Here is a 17,715-nt window from a genome sequence, read left to right as displayed (position 1 = left end):
CATGGACACATTGCTGGTGCGCAACGCACGGCTGGTCAATGAAGGGCGCGAGTTCGAAGGCGACCTGCTGGTGCGCCACGGGCGCATCGAGCGGATCGCCGGCAGCCTCGACAATGCCCGGGCGGCGCTGGAGATCGATGCCCGGGGCGCCTGGCTGCTGCCGGGGATGATCGACGACCAGGTGCATTTCCGCGAGCCGGGGGCGCCGCACAAGGGCAGCATCGCCAGCGAGTCGCGGGCGGCGGTGGCCGGGGGCATCACCAGCTACATGGACATGCCCAACACCAACCCGCCGACCCTGACCCTGGAGGCGCTGGCCGACAAGAAGCGACGGGCGGCGGCGAGTTCGCGGGCCAACTATGGCTTCCACTTCGGCGTGAGCCGCGACAACCTCGACACCATCGCCGCCCTCGACCCGCGCGAAGTGGCCGGGATCAAGGTGTTCATGGGGGCCTCCACCGGCGACATGCTGGTGGACGATCCGCAGGTGCTGGAAAAGCTCTTCGTCTATGCGCCGACCATCGTCCTGGCGCACTGCGAGCACACCCCGAGCATCCTCGAGAACGAGGGCTGGTGGCGGGCCCGCCACGGAGAGTTCATTCCCCCGGCCGCGCACCCGCTGATCCGCGACGCCGATGCCTGCTACCGCTCCTCGAGCCTGGCGGTGGAGTTGGCCCGGCGCTTCGGCACGCGCCTGCACGTGCTGCACCTGACCACGGTGCGGGAACTGGCATTGTTCCAACCGGGCCCGGTGAGCGGCAAGCACATCACCGCCGAGGTGTGCCTGCACCACCTGCTGTTCGACGACAGCGACTACGCCAGCCTCGGCCACCTGATCAAGTGCAATCCGGCGATCAAGACCGGCACCGACCGCGATGCCCTGCGCAAGGCCCTGGCTCGCGATCGCATCGATGTGATCGGCACCGACCATGCGCCGCATACCCTGGAGGAAAAGCGCCGGGTGTATACCCGTGCGCCGTCGGGCCTGCCGCTGGTGCAGCATGCCTTGCCGGCGGCGTTGGAGCTGGTCTGCGAAGGGGTGCTGAGCATGGCCCAGGTGGTGAACAAGACCAGCCACGCAGTGGCCGAACTGTTCGCTATCCGCGAACGCGGTTTCCTGCGCGAGGGCTATTGGGCGGACTTCGCCATCGTCGAGCGCCTGGCCAGCCCACGGGCGGTGGCGGACGACCCGATCCTGGCGCATTGCGGCTGGACGCCGTTCCAGCAGCGCGCCTTCCACCATGTGGTGCGCAGCACGGTGGTGTCCGGGCAACTGGCCTGGCACCAGGGGCGGGTACGCGACCAATGCCAGGGCTTGCCCTTGATGTTCGACCGCTGAATCCCCCCAGATCGCCCATCCCTTCGGGCTGCTCTGTCGCGCACGGAACAGAAGAGCACGCATCACCAACGTGGGAGCGGGCTAGCCCCGCGATCACCGGCAAAGCCGGTGCCATACACCGCATCGCGGGGCAAGCCCGCTCCCACGCTGTTCAAGTCAGCAAGTTACGTTTTGTTCCATGAGGGCGGTCTCGCGCCCCCAGCATTCTGGAGTTACCCCCATGACTGAAGAGCAACTGCTGCAACAACCCGCCAGCGCCTACATGAACGAACCCCAGCGCCAGTTCTTCCGCAACCTGCTGCTGACCCAGCGCGGCGAGCTGCAGACGCGCATCGAGCAGGAGTTCCGCGCCCTGCGCGAACAGGAAGTGCACAGCGACCCCGCCGACATCGGCAGCGCCGAGGAGGAACGTCACTGGCAACTGCGCTCGCTGGAGCGGGAGAAGAAGCTGCTGGACAAGATCGACCAGGCGCTGGAGCGCCTGGCCCGGGGCGATTACGGCTGGTGCGAGGAAACCGGCGAGCCGATCGGCCTGCGCCGCCTGCTGCTGCGGCCCACCGCCACCCTGTGCGTCGAGGCCAAGGAACGCCAGGAGCTGCGCGAACGGCATGTGCGCGACGACGTCTAGTCAGAGGGCAGACCCTGGGCCTGCAATTGCCAGCGCACCGCGCTCACGCCTTTCTCCAGGCTCACCCGCCCGACCAGGCGCTCCAGCTGGGTCGGCGCCTGCGGCGTGCCGAGCAGCTCGGCGCGCACTTCCAGGCGTGCCGGATCGGCCAGGTCCTCGCTGTGCAGCGACTGCAGGCGCAGGCCCGGGTCGCTGAGGCTGTGCAGCATCAGGCTGCGCACCTGGATCTCGTCCTCGGCGCGGCAGACGATGCGCACCTCGTAGCGCTGCTCGACCTCGCTGGCCGGCACCACGTCCTGGCGGTCCAGGCGCTGGGCGAGGTCGCGCAGCAGGATGTTGGCGCACAGCACCACCAGGCTGCCCAGGGAGGCCTCCAGCAGCAAGCCGAGGCTGCACAGCACGCCGACCGCGGCGGTGCACCAGAGGGTGGCGGCGGTGTTCAGGCCGCGCACGTTGAAGCCGTCGCGCATGATCACGCCACCGCCGAGAAAGCCGATGCCCGACACCACATAGGCGGCGATGCGTGAGGCATCGGTGGGTGCCATGCCCGGCACGGCCTGGGTCATCAGCACGAACAGGCAGGCGCCGGTGCTGACCAGGGCGTTGGTGCGCAGGCCCGTCAGGCGCTGGCGCAGTTGACGTTCGGCACCGATCAGGGCACCGAGCAGCAGGGCCACACTGACGCGCAGCAGAAAGATTTTCCAATCCATAGCGAACTCCGTTCCGCGGGCGATGGCCCGCACGAGCACCGACCGCAGACGGCGCGAATGAAAGCGAGGAATGCGCAGGACCACGTGCCATGCCAGGTGGCAGGGCAGGAAAGGAAGGAGGAATGTTCAGCCCCGCAGGGCCGAAGGGAACCACCGTCTACCGTGTGCGGCGAGACAGTGGCAGGAACGCTGCCGGACTAGCTCGCCGTGTGGGCCTGTCGCAATCGACTGGGGCTACTGTCCAATGCAGGGGACTCCTGTGTGGGGGATGCTCGAGTGCGCGGCGGACCATACGCCTCGACCCGCGCAGGGTCAAGGCGTGAATCATGACAATTGCGTTACACCAGGCGCTGGCAGACGTAGGCCTGGGTCCGGTAGGGGAAGGCGATGCGCTCGCGGCCCTTGAGGTCCGGGTGGTTGTCGATCAGCTCCTGCAACCGGGCCATGACCCTGTCCTGTTCGGCCTGGGGCAGGGCGGCGATGAAGCTAACCGAGCGCAGGCGTTCGAGGATCACCGTCTGCGGGCTGCCTTCATGGACGTGGGGCAGGGTGGTCAGTTGCGGCGCGCTGAAGCGGCTGCCCGCGAAGGCGTCGCGCCAGCGACCGGTGTGAAAGCGTGGGGTGTCGCCCTCGTAGGGGGTGATGATCTCGGTGATCCGCGCCACCCAGTCCACCGCTTCGTCACGCACGTTCCAGATCAGCCCAAGGCGGCCGCCCGGCGCCAGCACCCGGTGCATTTCGCGCAGGGCAGCGGCGTCGGCGAACCAGTGGAAGGCCTGGGCGCAGACCAGCACCTGCTGGCTGGCGTCGGCCAGCGGGATGTGCTGGGCGGTGCCTTCGAGCACCGGGACCTCGGGCAGCCGCTCGCTGAATCGCTCGCGCATGGCGGCCACCGGCTCCACCGCCGTCAGGCGCGGCGCCAACGCGGCGAGCAGGCGGGTGAACTTGCCGGTGCCAGCGCCCAGGTCGAGGACCGGGGTGCCGGCGCCGATGCCCAGGGTGTCGCGCAGCCAGCCCTGCAAGGCGCTGGGATAGTCGGGCCGGCCCTGCTCGTAGTTGCTCGACTGGCGGGTGTAGCCGGTGCTGGCTGAGACGTGTACATCCTTCATGGAAAATCCCTCCGAATGACCTGGCGGCAATGGTACCCTTGCGCCTTTCGTTGCCAACCCCCCGGACCGATCCATGTTGTTCAATCTCGCCGTGCTGTTCGGCACCCTGGTGGCCATGGAGGGCGTCGGCACGCTGGCCCACAAGTATGTCATGCACGGCTGGGGCTGGTGGCTGCACCGCTCGCACCATGAGCCGCAGCTGGGCATGCTGGAGACCAACGACCTCTACCTGCTGGCCCTGGGCCTGATCGCCACGGCGCTGGTGGCCCTGGGCAAGGCCGGGCATGCACCGTTGCAATGGGTTGGCGCTGGGGTAGCGGGGTATGGCGTAGCCTATGTGCTGGCCCACGATGGCTTTTTCCACCGGCACTGGCCGCGAGCACCGAAACCGGTCAACCGCTACCTCAGGCGCCTGTATCGGGCGCATCGCCTGCACCATGCGGTGAAGGGGCGCCAGGGCAGCGTTTCGTTCGGCTTCTTCTACGCGCCGCCCTTGCGGGTGTTGAAGCAACAGCTGAAGCGGCGGCGGGGCTGAGCTTCACGCCTCTCCTCGACCTTCAGGCGCCGCCGGCCTACCAGGCCAGCGGATGCTCGAATCCCTTCCAGCACAACCAGCGCCTCACCTCGCCATGCGCCCCGGTGCCGATCTGCCATTGCGGCCTGCCGCTGTCCAGGGCGATCAGTGAAATGAAACCGGCATGGCTGGCCACCGCCAGGGTGCGGCCATCGGCGCTGATGTCCATGGCGCTGATGGTCGAGCCGAGGTAGTGCTGCCAGTGCTCGCTGCCGTCCTCGCCGAAGGCGCGCAGGTAGCCATGGGCGTCGCCGACGATGTACTCGCTTTCACGGGCCACGCCGGCGTAGATCCGTGCGCCGTCCTGCAACAGCGGCGTGCGCGGGTCCTCGCTGTAGAAACCGGTATCCAGCCCCGGCAGGTCGGCCACCCGCACGCCGACGGTGCCGCCCCGGTAGAAGTGGCAGGCGTTGAGGATCAGCTGGTCGCCACGCCGGTTGAACAGGGCGAAGTGCGGGTATTCGCTGGCCGGGCCCACTTCGGCGATGGGCTTGAACTGCTCGTCGAGCACCAGGTGTCGGCCGCATTGCTCGCCCAGGGCGATCAGCCGGCCATCCGGTGACAGCGCGGCATGCTCCATGGCCAGGCCCAGGACGATGTCGTCCGGATCGGTGCCCTGGCGCAGTTCATCGAGAATGTCCGCCTGCCGCGGCAACAGGCGCGTGGCACCGCTGGCGGCGAGCACGAAGATGCCGTCGCTGCTGACCAGCAGGACCCGCTGGCCATCGGGGAAGGGCAGCAGCGCGGTGGGTATCGGCGGCAGGTCGAGGGGGTCGAACGGGTAGCCGGCGGGCAACCCTTCCAGGCCATGGGGCCAGGCCAGCCTGGCCACCTGCGGGCCGCCCCAGCCATCGGTCACGCGCACCCCTTCGGCATTGGCCAGGGCGTAGTAGCGCCGTTGCGGGCAGCGGCCGAAATGCTCGACGCCGATCACCGGGGTGACGCCCTGGTCGTCGATGCGCAGCACCTGCCCCCGGTCGAACGGCATGCCGATGCGCGCCAGCAGGCTGCCGTCGTCGAGCAGCAGCAGGCTGCCGATGCCCTGGGCCTGTTCCTCGAACAAGGGCACCAGTGGCAGGTGCGCCGGCGGCCAGGCCTCGCGGAACAGCTGGCGCTGTGCCGGGTCGACGCCGGGCCGGTTGATGGCCCGCAGCGCCGCCAGCCAGGCGTCGAGCAGGTGTTCGGTGGCCGCTGCCTGCGGCTCTTCCAGATCGTCCCAGCCTTGCGCACGGCCCTGCGCGACATAGCGGTTGATGGCCTCGGCGTAGGCGATGACCGCCTCGCGCCACTGCTGCTGGGGGTGCTGCTTGTCCATGGGCGGATCGAACTCCTTGTTCCGCAGGGGGGGGTGGCGATGCCACAAAAGGGTGCATGGTACTCCGTCCGCACCCGAGGTTGTGAGGGCCGGGCTTGATGCGTACCATGCTGGGCATCCTTCCAATAATCAAACGTGCGTCACCGGCCTGGCACCTGGGCAGGCGATGTGCGTCCTGTTGCCTTGCCCGCGGAGAAAAACCTCATCACATGAATGGACCCGTACCTACCTCCATGCCTCCCACAGCCGGCAATGGCAGTTGGCTGAGCGTCATCGCCCTGGCCCTTGCGGCGTTCATCTTCAACACCACCGAGTTCGTCCCGGTGGCGCTGCTCAGCGATATCGGCCGCAGCTTCGAGATGACCACCGCGCAGGTCGGCCTGATGCTGACCATCTATGCCTGGGTGGTGGCGCTGGCGTCGCTGCCGATGATGCTGATGACCCGCAATATCGAGCGGCGGCGCCTGCTGCTGATCGTGTTCCTGGTGTTCATCGCCAGCCACCTGTTGTCGTGGTTGTCGCAGAGCTTCGCCATGCTGCTGGTCAGCCGTATCGGCATCGCCCTGGCCCACGCGGTGTTCTGGGCCATCACTGCGTCGCTGGCGGTGCGCGTGGCGCCGCCCGGCCAGCAGGCCAAGGCGCTGGGCCTTTTGGCCACCGGCACCACCCTGGCGATGGTCATGGGCATCCCGCTGGGGCGGGTGGTGGGCGAGGCGCTGGGCTGGCGCATTACCTTCCTGTGCATTGCCGGGGTGGCGCTGGCGACCATGCTGTGCCTGATGAAGTCGCTGCCGCTGCTGCCGAGCCAGAACTCCGGCTCGCTGCGCAGCTTGCCTATCCTGTTCAAGCGCCCGGCGCTGGTGATCACCTACGTGCTGGTGACGCTGGTGATCACCGCGCAGTTCACCGCCTACAGCTACATCGAGCCCTTCGCCCTGCACGTGGCGCAGATCAGTGGTGAACACACCACGTTGCTGTTGTTGCTGTACGGTGGTGCCGGCGTGTTCGGCTCGGTGCTGTTCAGCCGCTACAGCGAGCGCTTCCCCCATGGCTTCCTGGTGGGCGCCATCGGCGCGCTTGCCGCGTGCCTGCTGTTGCTGTTGCCGCTGTCGGGCAATTTCCAGGTGTTCGCCGCCCTGAACATGGTCTGGGGCGTGGCGATCCTGAGCTTCAGCCTGGCCCTGCAGTCCAAGACCCTCAAGCTCGCCTCGGACGCCACCGACGTGGCCATGGCGTTGTTCTCGGGTATCTACAACATCGGCATCGGCGGCGGCGCGCTGCTGGGCAGCATCGTCAGCAGCCAGCTGGGCGTGGCGCATATCGGCCTGGTCGGTGGCGGCGTCGCCGTCGTTGGCCTGGTGCTGGCGCTGGCCAGCACCCAACGCTTTCGCGAAGCCCTGACGCGAGTTCCCGGCCAGGCCTGAACCGCGACCTCTGCAGGAGCGGCTTTAGCCGCGATCACCCGCGAAGCGGGTGCCAGGCTCCGCGTTGCCTGCATCGCGGCTAAAGCCGCTCCTACAGAAAAAACCCGCTTCCCGGCACCTCCACCCCTGGGAATCTCTCCCGACTGATCCGCATCAATCCCCCTGGCAACCAGCGCCCCTGTAATAGGGGCGCTTGTGCATCGGCAAGGCTGCCACTAATATCCAGGCGTTTTCTTGTGTAATTGCCTGTTCCCCCTGGCCAGGCCATCAATACGGACGTTGATATGGATTTGCACACCTCCCTGTGGCTGTTCCAGGCCATCCAGGCCGTGGGCCTGGCGTTATGGCTGAGCATCGCGGTATTGAACAACCTGCAGGCTTTCGCCAGTTCCGTCGGCGCCATCGGCGCCACCCTGGCCATGGCGCCACTGCGCCAACCGCCGGCCATCGACTTCCCCTTGCTGCGCCGGGCCTGCCAGTCGGCCGGCCTGGCCCGCGCCGCACTGCTGGTGATCCTGCTGCTGCAGATCGTCGCCAGCCTGGCGGCCTGGGTCGGCTGCTACGGGCTGATCGTCGCCCAGGATCCGCTCATGGCCCGCGCCTGGCTGAACCTGGCGCTCGCCGCGTTCCTAGCCTTCACCTTCGCCATGCTGCTCGGTGGCCTGTGGTTCGGCTACTGGATTCGCCAGGAAGGCCTGCAGCTCACCCATCTGGTGCTGGTGCTGTGGGCGATCCTGGCGTTCTTCCTGTTCAACCTGAACTGGGCCTGAGGCGAGGACGCGCGATGAATAGCAAGACGATACTTGGCAGCGCCCTGGTACTGGCGCTGGTCACCGCCGGCGGTCTGGCCTGGCGCCACACCGGCCAGGCCCAGGCCACGGCGACACCGGCGCGGCACCTGGTCAAGGTGGCCCTGGCCACGGTGCAGAAAGCACCGCAAAAACGCGCCTTCGCCGGCGTCGGCGAGCTGGAGGCGGTGCACCAGGTGCTGGTCTCGGCCGAAATCGGCGGACGGGTGACGGCGATCAACTTCACATCCGGCCAGCAGGTGCGCAAGGGCGATGTGCTGGTCACCCTCAACGATGCCCCGGAGCAGGCTGAGCGCCTGCGCCTGAAGGCCCAGCTGGACAATGCGCGGACCAACCACCGGCGGGTCAAGGACCTGCTGCGCGAGAACGCTGCCACCCAGGAACAGCTGGACAATGCCCTGGCGGCCCGCGACATGGCCCAGGGCGAGCTGGCCCGCACCGAGGCGGTGATCGCCCAGAAGGCGGTGCGCGCACCGTTCGACGGGCGCCTGGGCATCCGCCGGGTGAACCAGGGGCAGTACCTCAATGTCGGCGATCCGGTAGTCAGCCTGATCGACACTCGCAGCCTGTACGTCAACTTCTCCCTCGAAGAGCAGTTGAGCGCCCAGCTGCGCCCCGGCCAGCCGGTCGAGGTGCGCCTGGACGCTTTCCCCGACACGCCGTTCACCGCCCATATCACGGCCATCGACCCGCTGATCGGGCGGTCGCGCACGGTGCAGGTCCAGGCCACCCTGGCCAAACCTGATGCGCGCCTTGCGGCCGGCATGTACGCCAGCGTGCAGGTGGCCAGCCCCGATGACGGCCAGGTGCTGACCGTGCCGGAAACCGCGGTGGCCTACACCGCCTATGGCGACACGGTGTTCGTCGCCCGCCGCGATGACGCCGCCGATGCCCTGGTGGTGCAGCGGGTGGCGGTGCGCACCGGCGAGCGCCAGGCCGGCCGTGTGGTGATCGAGCAGGGTCTGAACGAGGACGACCAGGTGGTGGTATCCGGGCAGTTGCGCCTGAGCGACGGTACCGCCGTGCAAGCCACCGAAGACACCCTGCAGGCCCCGGCCAGCGGCGCCTGACCCCAGCGAGAACATGCCATGACATTCACCGACCTGTTCGTGCGCCGGCCTGTGCTGGCGCTGGTGGTCAGCACCCTGATCCTGTTGCTTGGGCTGCTGTCGCTGCTGCAGTTGCCGATCCGCCAGTACCCGCTGCTGGAAAGCTCGACCATCACCGTGACCACTGAATACCCCGGCGCCCCGGCCGAGCTGATGCAGGGCTTCGTCACCCAGCCGATCGCCCAGGCGGTGTCGTCGGTGGAAGGCATCGACTACCTGTCGTCCTCCTCGGTCCAGGGCCGCAGCCTGGTGACCGTGCGCATGGAGCTCAACCGCGACTCGACCCAGGCGCTGACCGAGGTGATGGCCAAGGTCAACCAGGTGCGTTACCGCCTGCCGGAGCGCGCCTATGACCCGGTGATCGAGCGCTCGGCCGGCGAGTCCACGGCGGTGGCCTATATCGGCTTCGCCAGCCCGAGCCTGCCGATCCCGGCCATGACCGACTACCTCACGCGGGTGGTCGAGCCCTTGCTCAGCACCATCGAGGGCGTGGCCAAGGTCCAGGTGTTCGGCGGCCAGACCCTGTCGATGCGCCTGTGGATCGACCCGGCGCGCCTGGCCGCCCGGGGCCTGACCGCCGCCGACGTGGCCGAGGCGGTACGGCGCAACAACTATCAGGCGGCGCCCGGCAAGGTGAAGGGCCAATATGTGATTGCCAATATCCGCGTCGACACCGACCTGACCTCGGTCGGCGACTTCCGTGAGCTGGTGATCCGCAACGACGGCAATGGCCTGGTGCGCATCCGTGACATCGGCACCGTCGAGCTCGGCGCCGCCTCGGCCGAGACCAGCGCCAGCATGGACGGCGTACCGGCGGTGCACCTGGGCCTGTTCGCCACCCCGGGCGGCAACCCGCTGGTGATCGTCGAGGGCATCCGCCAGCTGCTGCCGCAGATTCGCCAGACCCTGCCGCCGGACGTCAAGGCCGAGCTTGCCTTCGAGACGGCGCGCTTCATCCAAGCCTCCATCGACGAGGTCACCAAGACCTTGCTCGAAGCCCTGGCGATCGTGGTGGTGGTCATCTACCTGTGCCTGGGTTCGCTGCGCACGGTGCTGATCCCGGTGGTGACCATTCCCCTGTCGATGCTTGGCGCGGCGGCGCTGATGCTGGTGTTCGGCTTCAGCATCAACCTGCTCACCCTGCTGGCCATGGTGCTGGCCGTGGGGCTGGTGGTGGACGATGCCATCGTCGTGGTGGAGAACGTCCACCGCCATATCGAGGAGGGGCGCACGCCGGTGGCGGCGGCGTTGATCGGAGCCCGCGAGGTGGCCGGGCCGGTGATCGCCATGACCATCACCCTGGCCGCGGTGTACGCGCCGATCGGCATGATGGGCGGGCTGACCGGCGCGCTGTTCCGCGAGTTCGCCCTGACCCTGGCCGGCGCGGTGGTGGTCTCCGGCGTGGTGGCGCTGACCCTGTCGCCGGTGATGAGCTCGTTCCTGCTCGATGCGCGCCAGTCCGAGGGGCGCATGGCCCATGCCGCGAACCGCTTCTTCGACTGGCTGGCCGAGCGCTATGCCCATGTGCTGGGGTTCTCACTGAAACATCGCTGGATCAGCGTCGGCTTCGCCTTACTGGTGCTGGTCAGCCTGCCGCTGCTGTACAGCCTGCCGCAGCGCGAGCTGGCGCCGACCGAGGACCAGGCCGGGCTGCTCACCGCGATCAAGGCGCCGCAGCATGCCAACCTGGCCTATGTCGAACGTTTTGCCGACAAGCTCGACGCGGTCTACCGCACCCTGCCGGAGACCGTCAGCACCTGGATCATCAACGGCAGCGACGGCATCGCCTCGGGCATCGGCGGCATCAACCTGCAACCGTGGGACGAGCGCGCGCGCAACGCCTCGCAGATCCAGCTCGACCTGCAGGCGGCGGTCAACGATGTCGAGGGCACCAGCATCTTCGCCTTCCAGCTGCCGGCGCTGCCGGGCTCCACCGGTGGACTGCCGGTGCAGATGGTGTTGCGCAGCTCCCAGGACTACCGGGTGCTGTTCGACACCATGGAGCAGGTCAAGGCCAAGGCCCGGCAGAGCGGCCTGTTCGCCGTGGTCGACAGCGACCTGGACTACAACAACCCGGTGGTGCAGGTGCGGGTCGACCGGGCCAAGGCCAACAGCATGGGTATCCGCATGCAGGACATCGGCGAGTCGCTGGCGGTGCTGGTGGGGGAGAACTACCTCAACCGTTTCGGCCTCGACGGCCGTTCCTACGACGTCATCGCCCAGAGCCCGCGTGACCAGCGCCTGACCCCGCAGGCCCTGACCCGACAGTACGTGCGCAGCGAGGAGGGCCGGCTGGTGCCGCTGTCCACCGTGGTGCAGGTCAGCGAGCAGGTCGAGCCCAACCGCCTGACCCAGTTCAACCAGCAGAACGCGGCGACCTTCCAGGGCATCCCGGCGGCCGGGGTCACCCTGGGCGACACCGTGGCCTTCCTCGAACAGGTCGCGGCTGAATTGCCCGTTGGCTTCAGCATCGACTGGCAGTCCGACGCCCGCCAGTACCAGCAGGAGGGCAACGCCCTGATGCTGGCCTTCCTCGCCGCCGTGGTGGTGATCTACCTGGTGCTGGCGGCGCAGTACGAGAGCCTGGTCGATCCGCTGATCATCCTGATCACCGTGCCGCTGTCGATCAGCGGCGCGCTGCTGCCCCTGGCGCTGGGGGTGGCCACGGTGAACATCTACACGCAGATCGGCCTGGTGACGCTGATCGGGCTGATCAGCAAGCATGGCATCCTCATGGTCGAGTTCGCCAACACCCTGCAGGCCGAGCAGCACCTGGACCGGCGCACGGCGATCGGCAAGGCGGCGCAGATCCGCCTGCGGCCGATCCTGATGACCACGGCGGCCATGGTGGTGGGGCTGATCCCGCTGCTGTTCGCCTCGGGCGCCGGCGCCGCCAGCCGGTTCGGGCTGGGCGTGGTGATCGTCACCGGGATGCTGGTGGGGACCTTGTTCACCTTGTTCGTGCTGCCGACCATCTACAGCCTGCTGGCCCGTGACCATGCCAGCACCGCGCATTCGGCGCGGGCACGGTCGTTGGCCGAAACCCTGGAGGGCCAGCCATGAAGCCTGTATTCGTCGTTTCCCTGATGGCCCTGGCCTTGACTGCGTGCAGCGTCGGCCCCGACTACCAGAAGGCCGAGGTACCGGCCACTGGCGTGCACAGCCCGCAGCGCGCGGCCTTCGCCGCCCGTGGCGAGTTGCCGGCGCAGTGGTGGCGGTTCTTCGATGACCCGCAGTTGGTGCGCCTGGTCGACCAGGCCCTGGCCAACAACCACGACATCCGCCAGGCCCACGCCAACCTGCTGGCGGCGCGGGCGCTGTTCGACGACCGCAGCCTCGACCGCTATCCCTGGGTCACTGCCCGCGCCGGCTACAACCAGAGCCTGGAGCAGCAGCAACCGGCCGATGGCAGCGACCCGCGACGCATGCGCACCGAGCAGTACCGCGCCGGTTTCGACGTGCAGTGGGAGATCGACCTGTTCGGTCGCCTGCAGCGCCTGACCGACGCCGCCGAGGCTCGCGCCGACGCGGCGGCGGCAGACCTGCGCCAGGCGCGGCTGAGTATCGCCGCGGAGGTGGCCCGCAACTACTACCTCCAGCTTGGGCTCAAACGCAGCCTGACCGTGGCCGAGGACCAGGTCGAGGCCTGGCGCGAGACCCTGCAACTGACCAGCGCCCAGGTGCGCGCCGGCAGTGGCCAGTACGAAGACCAGCAGAACGCCCACGCCAACCTGTTGCTCAGCGAGGCGGCGGTGCCGCCGTTGCAGGCGGCGATCCAGCAGGCCAGCTACCGCCTCGACGTGCTGACCGGACAGGTGCCGGGCAGCCAGGAGCAGGGCGCCGCGCCGTTCCTGCCGCCGTTGGCGCGCCAGTTGCCGTTGGGCGATGTCGACGCATTGATCGGCCAGCGCCCCGATGTTGTCAGCGCCGAGCGTGAGCTGGCAGCCAGCACCGAGGACGTCGGCGCGGCCACCGCCGAGCTCTACCCGCGCCTGGACCTGGGCGGCTTCATCGGCTTCTTCGCCCTGCGCAGCGGCGACCTGGGCAGTGCCGCCCGTGCCTACGAGCTGGCGCCGGTGGTGACCTGGCCGGCGCTGCGCCTGGGCAACGCCCGGGCCCGCCTGCGGGTGCGCGAGGCGCTGGCCGAGGGCAGCCAGGCACGCTACCAGCAGGCCGTGCTGCTGGCTCGCGAAGAGGTGGAAAACGCGGTGACGCAACTGGTGCGCAACCAGGCACGGCTGCAAAGCCTGGTGGCCTCCGCCGGCCACGGCAGCGAGGCCATCGACATTGCCAACAAGCGCTACCGGCGCGGCGCGGGGACCTACCTGGCGGTGCTGGAGAACCAGCGTGCGCTGTTCTCGATCAAGCGCGAGGTGGCCGAGGCGGAGACGGCCTCGTACCTGGATGCGATTGCGCTGTACAAGGCGTTGGGGTGGGGGAGTGCGGCGCAGTAGCACCTATCGGTCATGCATGTCGTACTAACAGGGCTGGCAACCATGGCCTGTCAGGCATGGCCACGTTGCAACAGATGTAGGAGCGGATTCATCCGCGATGCGCCGCGCGGGCGGCGCTCGATCTTGAGCGCCGCGCAATGCTATCGTCGAGCGCCCCTAATTTTCCCCAAGCGTCCTTCGTTTTCATGGAAGCCGCCCTGCGCCCGGCGCGTTCGGCACTCATCATTCAAGGAGACAGGCAATGACTTCCGTTTTCGACCGCGACGATATCCAGTTCCAGGTAGTGGTCAACCACGAAGAGCAGTATTCCATCTGGCCCGACTACAAGGCGATCCCCAACGGCTGGCGCGCGGTGGGCAAGAGCGGCCTGAAGAAGGACTGCCTGGCCTACATCGATGAAGTCTGGACCGACATGCGCCCACTGAGCCTGCGCCAGAAGATGGCCGAAGCCGCGGCGCAGTAAGCCGGTGTCGAGCCTGAACCTGCTGTGCCTGCCGTACTCCGGCGCCAGCGCCATGGTCTACAGCCGCTGGCGACGCAAGTTGCCGGCCTGGCTGCAGGTGCGCCCGGTGGAACTGCCCGGTCGCGGCGCGCGCATGGGCGATGACCTGCACACCGACCTGCGCGGCCTGGCCCGGCAGTTGGCCCATGAGCAGCGCGCCGCCACCCAGGCACCCTACGCCCTGCTCGGGCACAGCCTGGGGGCGCTGGTCGCCTTCGAGCTGGCCCACGAGCTGCGGGCGCTGGGCTGTCCACCGCCGCTGGCGTTGTTCGCCAGTGGCACCGCGGCGCCGACCCGCCGCGAGGACTACGCCGGCGGCAAGTGGACCGAACCCCGTGGCGACGCCGAGCTGATCGCCGAACTGCGCAAGCTGGGCGGCACCCCCGAGGAAGTACTGGCCAACCAGGAGCTGATGAGCCTGACCCTGCCGATCGTGCAGGCGGACTTCCTGCTCTGCGGCCGCTACGCCTACCAGCAGCGCCAGCCGTTGCAATGCCCGCTGCACGTACTTGCCGGCGAGGATGACCGCGCCAGTGACGAACAGTTGCAGGCCTGGGGGCGGGAGACCGTGGGTGCGCATTCGCTGGCGAAATTCCCCGGCGGGCATTTCTTCATCCACGAGCATGAAGACCAGGTGCTCGATGTGCTCTGTCGGACCCTGGAGCCGCTGCGGCTTTGTGCCTGATCGGTGGTTGCTGGCGCGTTGTAGCGCTGCTTCAAACGTGGCTTAGCTGTTTTCCCTGCGTTGGGGTGGTCGCTGGTTCTCCGGCGACCAGGCCTGATATTTTTGCCAGTTGCAGGCCTGTTGTGTTGCACGCAGAGTCATACGGATAGACAACTCGTTCAGGAGTTTTCATGCCGGACTCGACCATCACCTCGAATACTGCATTGCTGGCAACCGACCGGCATGGCTCGGTACTGCGTCAGCACGCAGTACAGGCCAGTCTCCCAATTCCCTATACAGCATTCGGGTTTCGGCCTGTTGCCAATGAACTGCCCTCGGTGCTGGGGTTCAATGGCCAAATGCAAGAGCTGAACATCAGAGATTATCTGCTTGGTAATGGCTACCGGGTGTACAGCCCGATGTTGATGCGCTTCTTGTCACCTGACAGCCTGAGTCCCTTTGGCGAGGGGGGGCCAAACGCTTACGTTTATTGCAGCGGAGATCCAGTGAACGCTGTCGATCCATCAGGACACACGCTTACCTACAAGATAAAGATCAAGATCGACCGTCCCAGCGGACCAGTTCCCGGCGGAGAGTATGTCCCTAGCCTACAAAAGGTCTCAAACCGCACTGGAGATACCGTGAATCTCGTGCATGAAGCGCAATCCTACGAGGCTACGTCGGACGTGGTTAAGCTTTATGTGTTCGAGTCCAACCAGGGCGAACCCATCCTTGTCAACGATTTCCACGTAAATGAAATGCAGGGGATAGCTGACCGCAAGGAAGCGATATCTAGGGAGGGGACTGGTGGGAAAGACGTTCTGAAAACCTTGGACAAGCGGGCCAAGGAAATAGCCAAGATGGGCGCCAGTATGTATTTAAAAGCGCTTGATCCCGAAATTGGAAACGTGAATTTTGTGCAGGATAGTACCCCCCTGGTCAGGGAAAGCTGAGGTCAATATTTAATATCAGCGAAGGAAATCATTCACGGTGCGCAGCGCGGGCGACGCTTCGTCTCACCGCTTTCTACCACTTTGCGCCAAGTATCCAAGCCTCGATTCAGGCACGGCCCTATGTATGCGGAACAGCCTTGACCATCCCCGCATACTGCGCCTTCAAATGCCCCTGCTCATCCAGCAAATACGCATCCATCACCTCCCGCACCACCGGCCCCGCCACCCGACCACCGGCCTCGCCGTTCTCGATCATCACCGCCACCACCATCGCCGGGTGCTCGGCCGGTGCGAAGCCGACGAACAGGGCGTTGTCGCGGTGGCGCTCGAGGGTCTTGTTGCGGTTGTAGCGTTCACCCTGCTTGATCGCCACCACCTGCGCCGTGCCGCTCTTGCCGGCGATGCGGTACTGCGCGCCGGCGGCGGCGGCGCGGGCGATGCCGCGCGGGTCGTGCATGACCATCTGCATGCCCTGGCTGACCTGGTCCCAGGCGTGCCGGTCGTGCAGCACGATATCCGGCATCGGGTTGGGGTCGACCGGCGCCTGGCCGCCGATGGTCAGCGCCAGGTGCGGGCGGTGCCAGGCGCCCTTGCTGGCCAAGAGGCTGGTGGCCTGGGCCAGTTGCAGCGGGGTGACCTGCATGTAGCCCTGGCCGATGCCGAGGATCAGCGTCTCGCCGGGGAACCAGGCCTGACGCCGGGTAGCGCGCTTCCAGGCCTGTGACGGCATCAGCCCGGGGGCTTCCTCGAACATGTCCAGCGAGACCTTCTGGCCCAGGCCGAACTCGGCCATGTAGTCGTGCAGGCGGTCGATGCCCAGCTTGTGCGCCAGGTCGTAGAAGTAGGTGTCGTTGGAGCGCATGATCGCCGTGTACATGTCCACCCAGCCATCGCCCGTGCGGTTCCAGTTGCGGTACTTGTGGTCGTAGTTGGGCAGCTCGTAGTAGCCGGGGTCGAAGACCCGGCTGGCGGGGTTGATCACGCCGCTGTCGAGGCCGGCGATGGCCACCTCGGGCTTGACCGTCGAGCCGGGGGCGTACAGCCCGCGCAGCACGCGGTTGAACAGCGGCCGGTCGATGGAATCGCGCAGGGCGGCGTACTGCCTGTAGCTGATGCCCTTGACGAACAGGTTGGGGTCGAAGGCCGGGTTGCTGACCATGGCCAGCACATCGCCGTTGGCCGGGTCGAGCACCACCACCGCGCCGCGCCGGTCGCCCAGGGCTTTCTCGGCGGCCTGCTGCAGATGGGCGTCGAGGCTCAGCACGATGTCCTTGCCCGGCACCGGGTCGTGGTGGTTGAGCACGCGCATCACCCGGCCCTGGGCGTTGGTCTCGACTTCTTCGTAGCCCACCTGGCCGTGCAGTTCGTTCTCGTAGAAACGTTCTATACCGGTCTTGCCGATCGACTGGGTGCCGCGGTAGGCGGTGCTGTCGAGGGCCTTGGCTTCCTTTTCGTTGATGCGCCCGACGTAGCCCACCGAATGGGCGAAGTGCTCGGCCAGCGGGTATTCGCGGATGAACTGCGGCTCGACCTCCAGCCCCGGCAGGCGGAACTGGTTGACCGCGATCAGGGCGATCTGCTCTTCGCTCAGGCCCACCAGCAGGGTCACCGGCTCGAACGGCTTGCGTCCGCGGCGCAGGTCCTTGTCGAACTGCTGGCGGTCGTCCTCGGACAGCGTGAGGATCTGCGCCAGGCTGTCGAGCACCCGCGCCGGGTCGCCAGCCCGCTCGCGGGTCATGGTCAGGTTGAAGCTGGGCTTGTTGTCGGCCAGCACCACGCCGTTGCGGTCATAGATCAGGCCGCGTTCCGGTGGAATCGGCAGCACGTGCACGCGGTTGTTCTCCGACACCGCGCTCTGCTGGTCGTGCTGCAGCACCTGCAGTACATAGAGCCGACCCACCAGCACCGCCACCAGGCTCATCACCAGCAGGGCGCAGGCCAGCAACCGGCGGTTGACCAGGTGCTTTTCCGTTTCGTGGTCCTTGAGGGGAATGGGCTGGGGCATGGGCTTCGTGGTGTCACGCAATGGGGTCGGGATGCTACGCGGGCGGGCAGGGGGGCTCAAGGCGAGCCCAGCCGCGCAGCCACCACGCAACGCCGCTCGGCCCCGCTTCCAGGGGGTTGG

15 protein-coding genes are annotated in these 17,715 nt (G+C 67.4%); 11 read left to right on the top strand and 4 right to left on the bottom strand.

Going from position 1 to position 17,715, the window contains the following annotated elements; genetic code table 11:
* The first annotated feature begins 1 nt into the window (after position 1).
* Both AC0MAZ_RS18195 and dksA read left to right on the top strand, forming a co-directional pair.
* A complete protein-coding gene (locus AC0MAZ_RS18195) occupies positions 2–1,339 on the top strand; it encodes a dihydroorotase (protein WP_203652462.1) in 1,338 nt (445 codons plus the stop codon).
* A gap of 220 nt (positions 1,340–1,559) precedes the next feature.
* Positions 1,560–1,967: an RNA polymerase-binding protein DksA gene (dksA, locus tag AC0MAZ_RS18190; protein WP_203652463.1), complete on the top strand. Its 408-nt coding sequence runs from the start codon at positions 1,560–1,562 to the stop codon at positions 1,965–1,967.
* Here dksA and AC0MAZ_RS18185 read toward each other — a convergent pair.
* Together AC0MAZ_RS18185 and AC0MAZ_RS18180 are read right to left on the bottom strand one after the other, a co-directional pair.
* Positions 1,964–2,677 (bottom strand): MgtC/SapB family protein, encoded by a 714-nt coding sequence (locus tag AC0MAZ_RS18185; protein WP_203652464.1) that lies wholly within the window; start codon positions 2,675–2,677, stop codon positions 1,964–1,966. The two genes, dksA and AC0MAZ_RS18185, sit on opposite strands and share 4 nt — an antisense overlap.
* Positions 2,678–3,015: 338 nt before the next feature.
* Positions 3,016–3,786: a class I SAM-dependent methyltransferase gene (locus tag AC0MAZ_RS18180; protein WP_475858780.1), complete on the bottom strand. Its 771-nt coding sequence runs from the start codon at positions 3,784–3,786 to the stop codon at positions 3,016–3,018.
* A gap of 73 nt (positions 3,787–3,859) precedes the next feature.
* Between AC0MAZ_RS18180 and AC0MAZ_RS18175 the strand changes: the two genes are divergently transcribed.
* On the top strand, positions 3,860–4,321 hold the full coding sequence (locus tag AC0MAZ_RS18175; protein WP_186712493.1) for a sterol desaturase family protein: 462 nt from the start codon (positions 3,860–3,862) through the stop codon (positions 4,319–4,321).
* A 37-nt stretch (positions 4,322–4,358) separates the two neighbouring features.
* On the opposite strand, the gene AC0MAZ_RS18170 is transcribed toward AC0MAZ_RS18175, so the two are convergent.
* Positions 4,359–5,675, bottom strand: coding sequence for a hypothetical protein (locus AC0MAZ_RS18170; protein ID WP_475858779.1), 1,317 nt, complete (start codon positions 5,673–5,675; stop codon positions 4,359–4,361).
* 209 nt (positions 5,676–5,884) lie between these two features.
* Between AC0MAZ_RS18170 and AC0MAZ_RS18165 the strand changes: the two genes are divergently transcribed.
* The 8 genes from AC0MAZ_RS18165 to AC0MAZ_RS18130 all read left to right on the top strand — a co-directional run bounded on the left by AC0MAZ_RS18165 (position 5,885) and on the right by AC0MAZ_RS18130 (position 15,590).
* The gene (locus tag AC0MAZ_RS18165) at positions 5,885–7,099 is read left to right on the top strand and encodes a sugar transporter (protein WP_203652468.1); all 1,215 of its coding nucleotides are present in this window, start codon (positions 5,885–5,887) and stop codon (positions 7,097–7,099) included.
* Between the two features lie 284 nt (positions 7,100–7,383).
* Positions 7,384–7,869: a DUF2165 family protein gene (locus tag AC0MAZ_RS18160; RefSeq protein WP_475858778.1), complete on the top strand. Its 486-nt coding sequence runs from the start codon at positions 7,384–7,386 to the stop codon at positions 7,867–7,869.
* A gap of 14 nt (positions 7,870–7,883) precedes the next feature.
* Entirely contained in the window at positions 7,884–8,978 is a 1,095-nt protein-coding gene (locus tag AC0MAZ_RS18155; RefSeq protein WP_203652470.1) for an efflux RND transporter periplasmic adaptor subunit, read from the top strand.
* A gap of 18 nt (positions 8,979–8,996) precedes the next feature.
* Positions 8,997–12,080 carry a MexW/MexI family multidrug efflux RND transporter permease subunit gene (locus tag AC0MAZ_RS18150; RefSeq protein ID WP_475858777.1) on the top strand — a complete coding sequence of 1,028 codons (3,084 nt, stop codon included), beginning with the start codon at positions 8,997–8,999 and terminating at the stop codon, positions 12,078–12,080.
* Positions 12,077–13,471, top strand: coding sequence for an efflux transporter outer membrane subunit (locus tag AC0MAZ_RS18145; RefSeq protein WP_475858776.1), 1,395 nt, complete (start codon positions 12,077–12,079; stop codon positions 13,469–13,471). The genes AC0MAZ_RS18150 and AC0MAZ_RS18145 overlap by 4 nt, the downstream gene beginning before the upstream one ends.
* A 241-nt stretch (positions 13,472–13,712) precedes the next feature.
* Positions 13,713–13,934, top strand: coding sequence for an MbtH family protein (locus AC0MAZ_RS18140; RefSeq protein ID WP_003256222.1), 222 nt, complete (start codon positions 13,713–13,715; stop codon positions 13,932–13,934).
* Positions 13,935–13,938: 4 nt separating this feature from the next.
* Positions 13,939–14,658: a thioesterase II family protein gene (locus tag AC0MAZ_RS18135; protein WP_203652473.1), complete on the top strand. Its 720-nt coding sequence runs from the start codon at positions 13,939–13,941 to the stop codon at positions 14,656–14,658.
* 170 nt (positions 14,659–14,828) lie between these two features.
* Positions 14,829–15,590, top strand: coding sequence for an RHS repeat-associated core domain-containing protein (locus tag AC0MAZ_RS18130; RefSeq protein WP_254464257.1), 762 nt, complete (start codon positions 14,829–14,831; stop codon positions 15,588–15,590).
* 118 nt (positions 15,591–15,708) lie between these two features.
* Here AC0MAZ_RS18130 and mrdA read toward each other — a convergent pair whose 3' ends face one another.
* Positions 15,709–17,595: a penicillin-binding protein 2 gene (gene mrdA, locus AC0MAZ_RS18125; protein ID WP_254464258.1), complete on the bottom strand. Its 1,887-nt coding sequence runs from the start codon at positions 17,593–17,595 to the stop codon at positions 15,709–15,711.
* Positions 17,596–17,715 lie beyond the last annotated feature (120 nt).

This window comes from Pseudomonas sp. A, from assembly GCF_056270345.1.
This window is presented reverse-complemented; position numbering and strand designations above follow the sequence as displayed.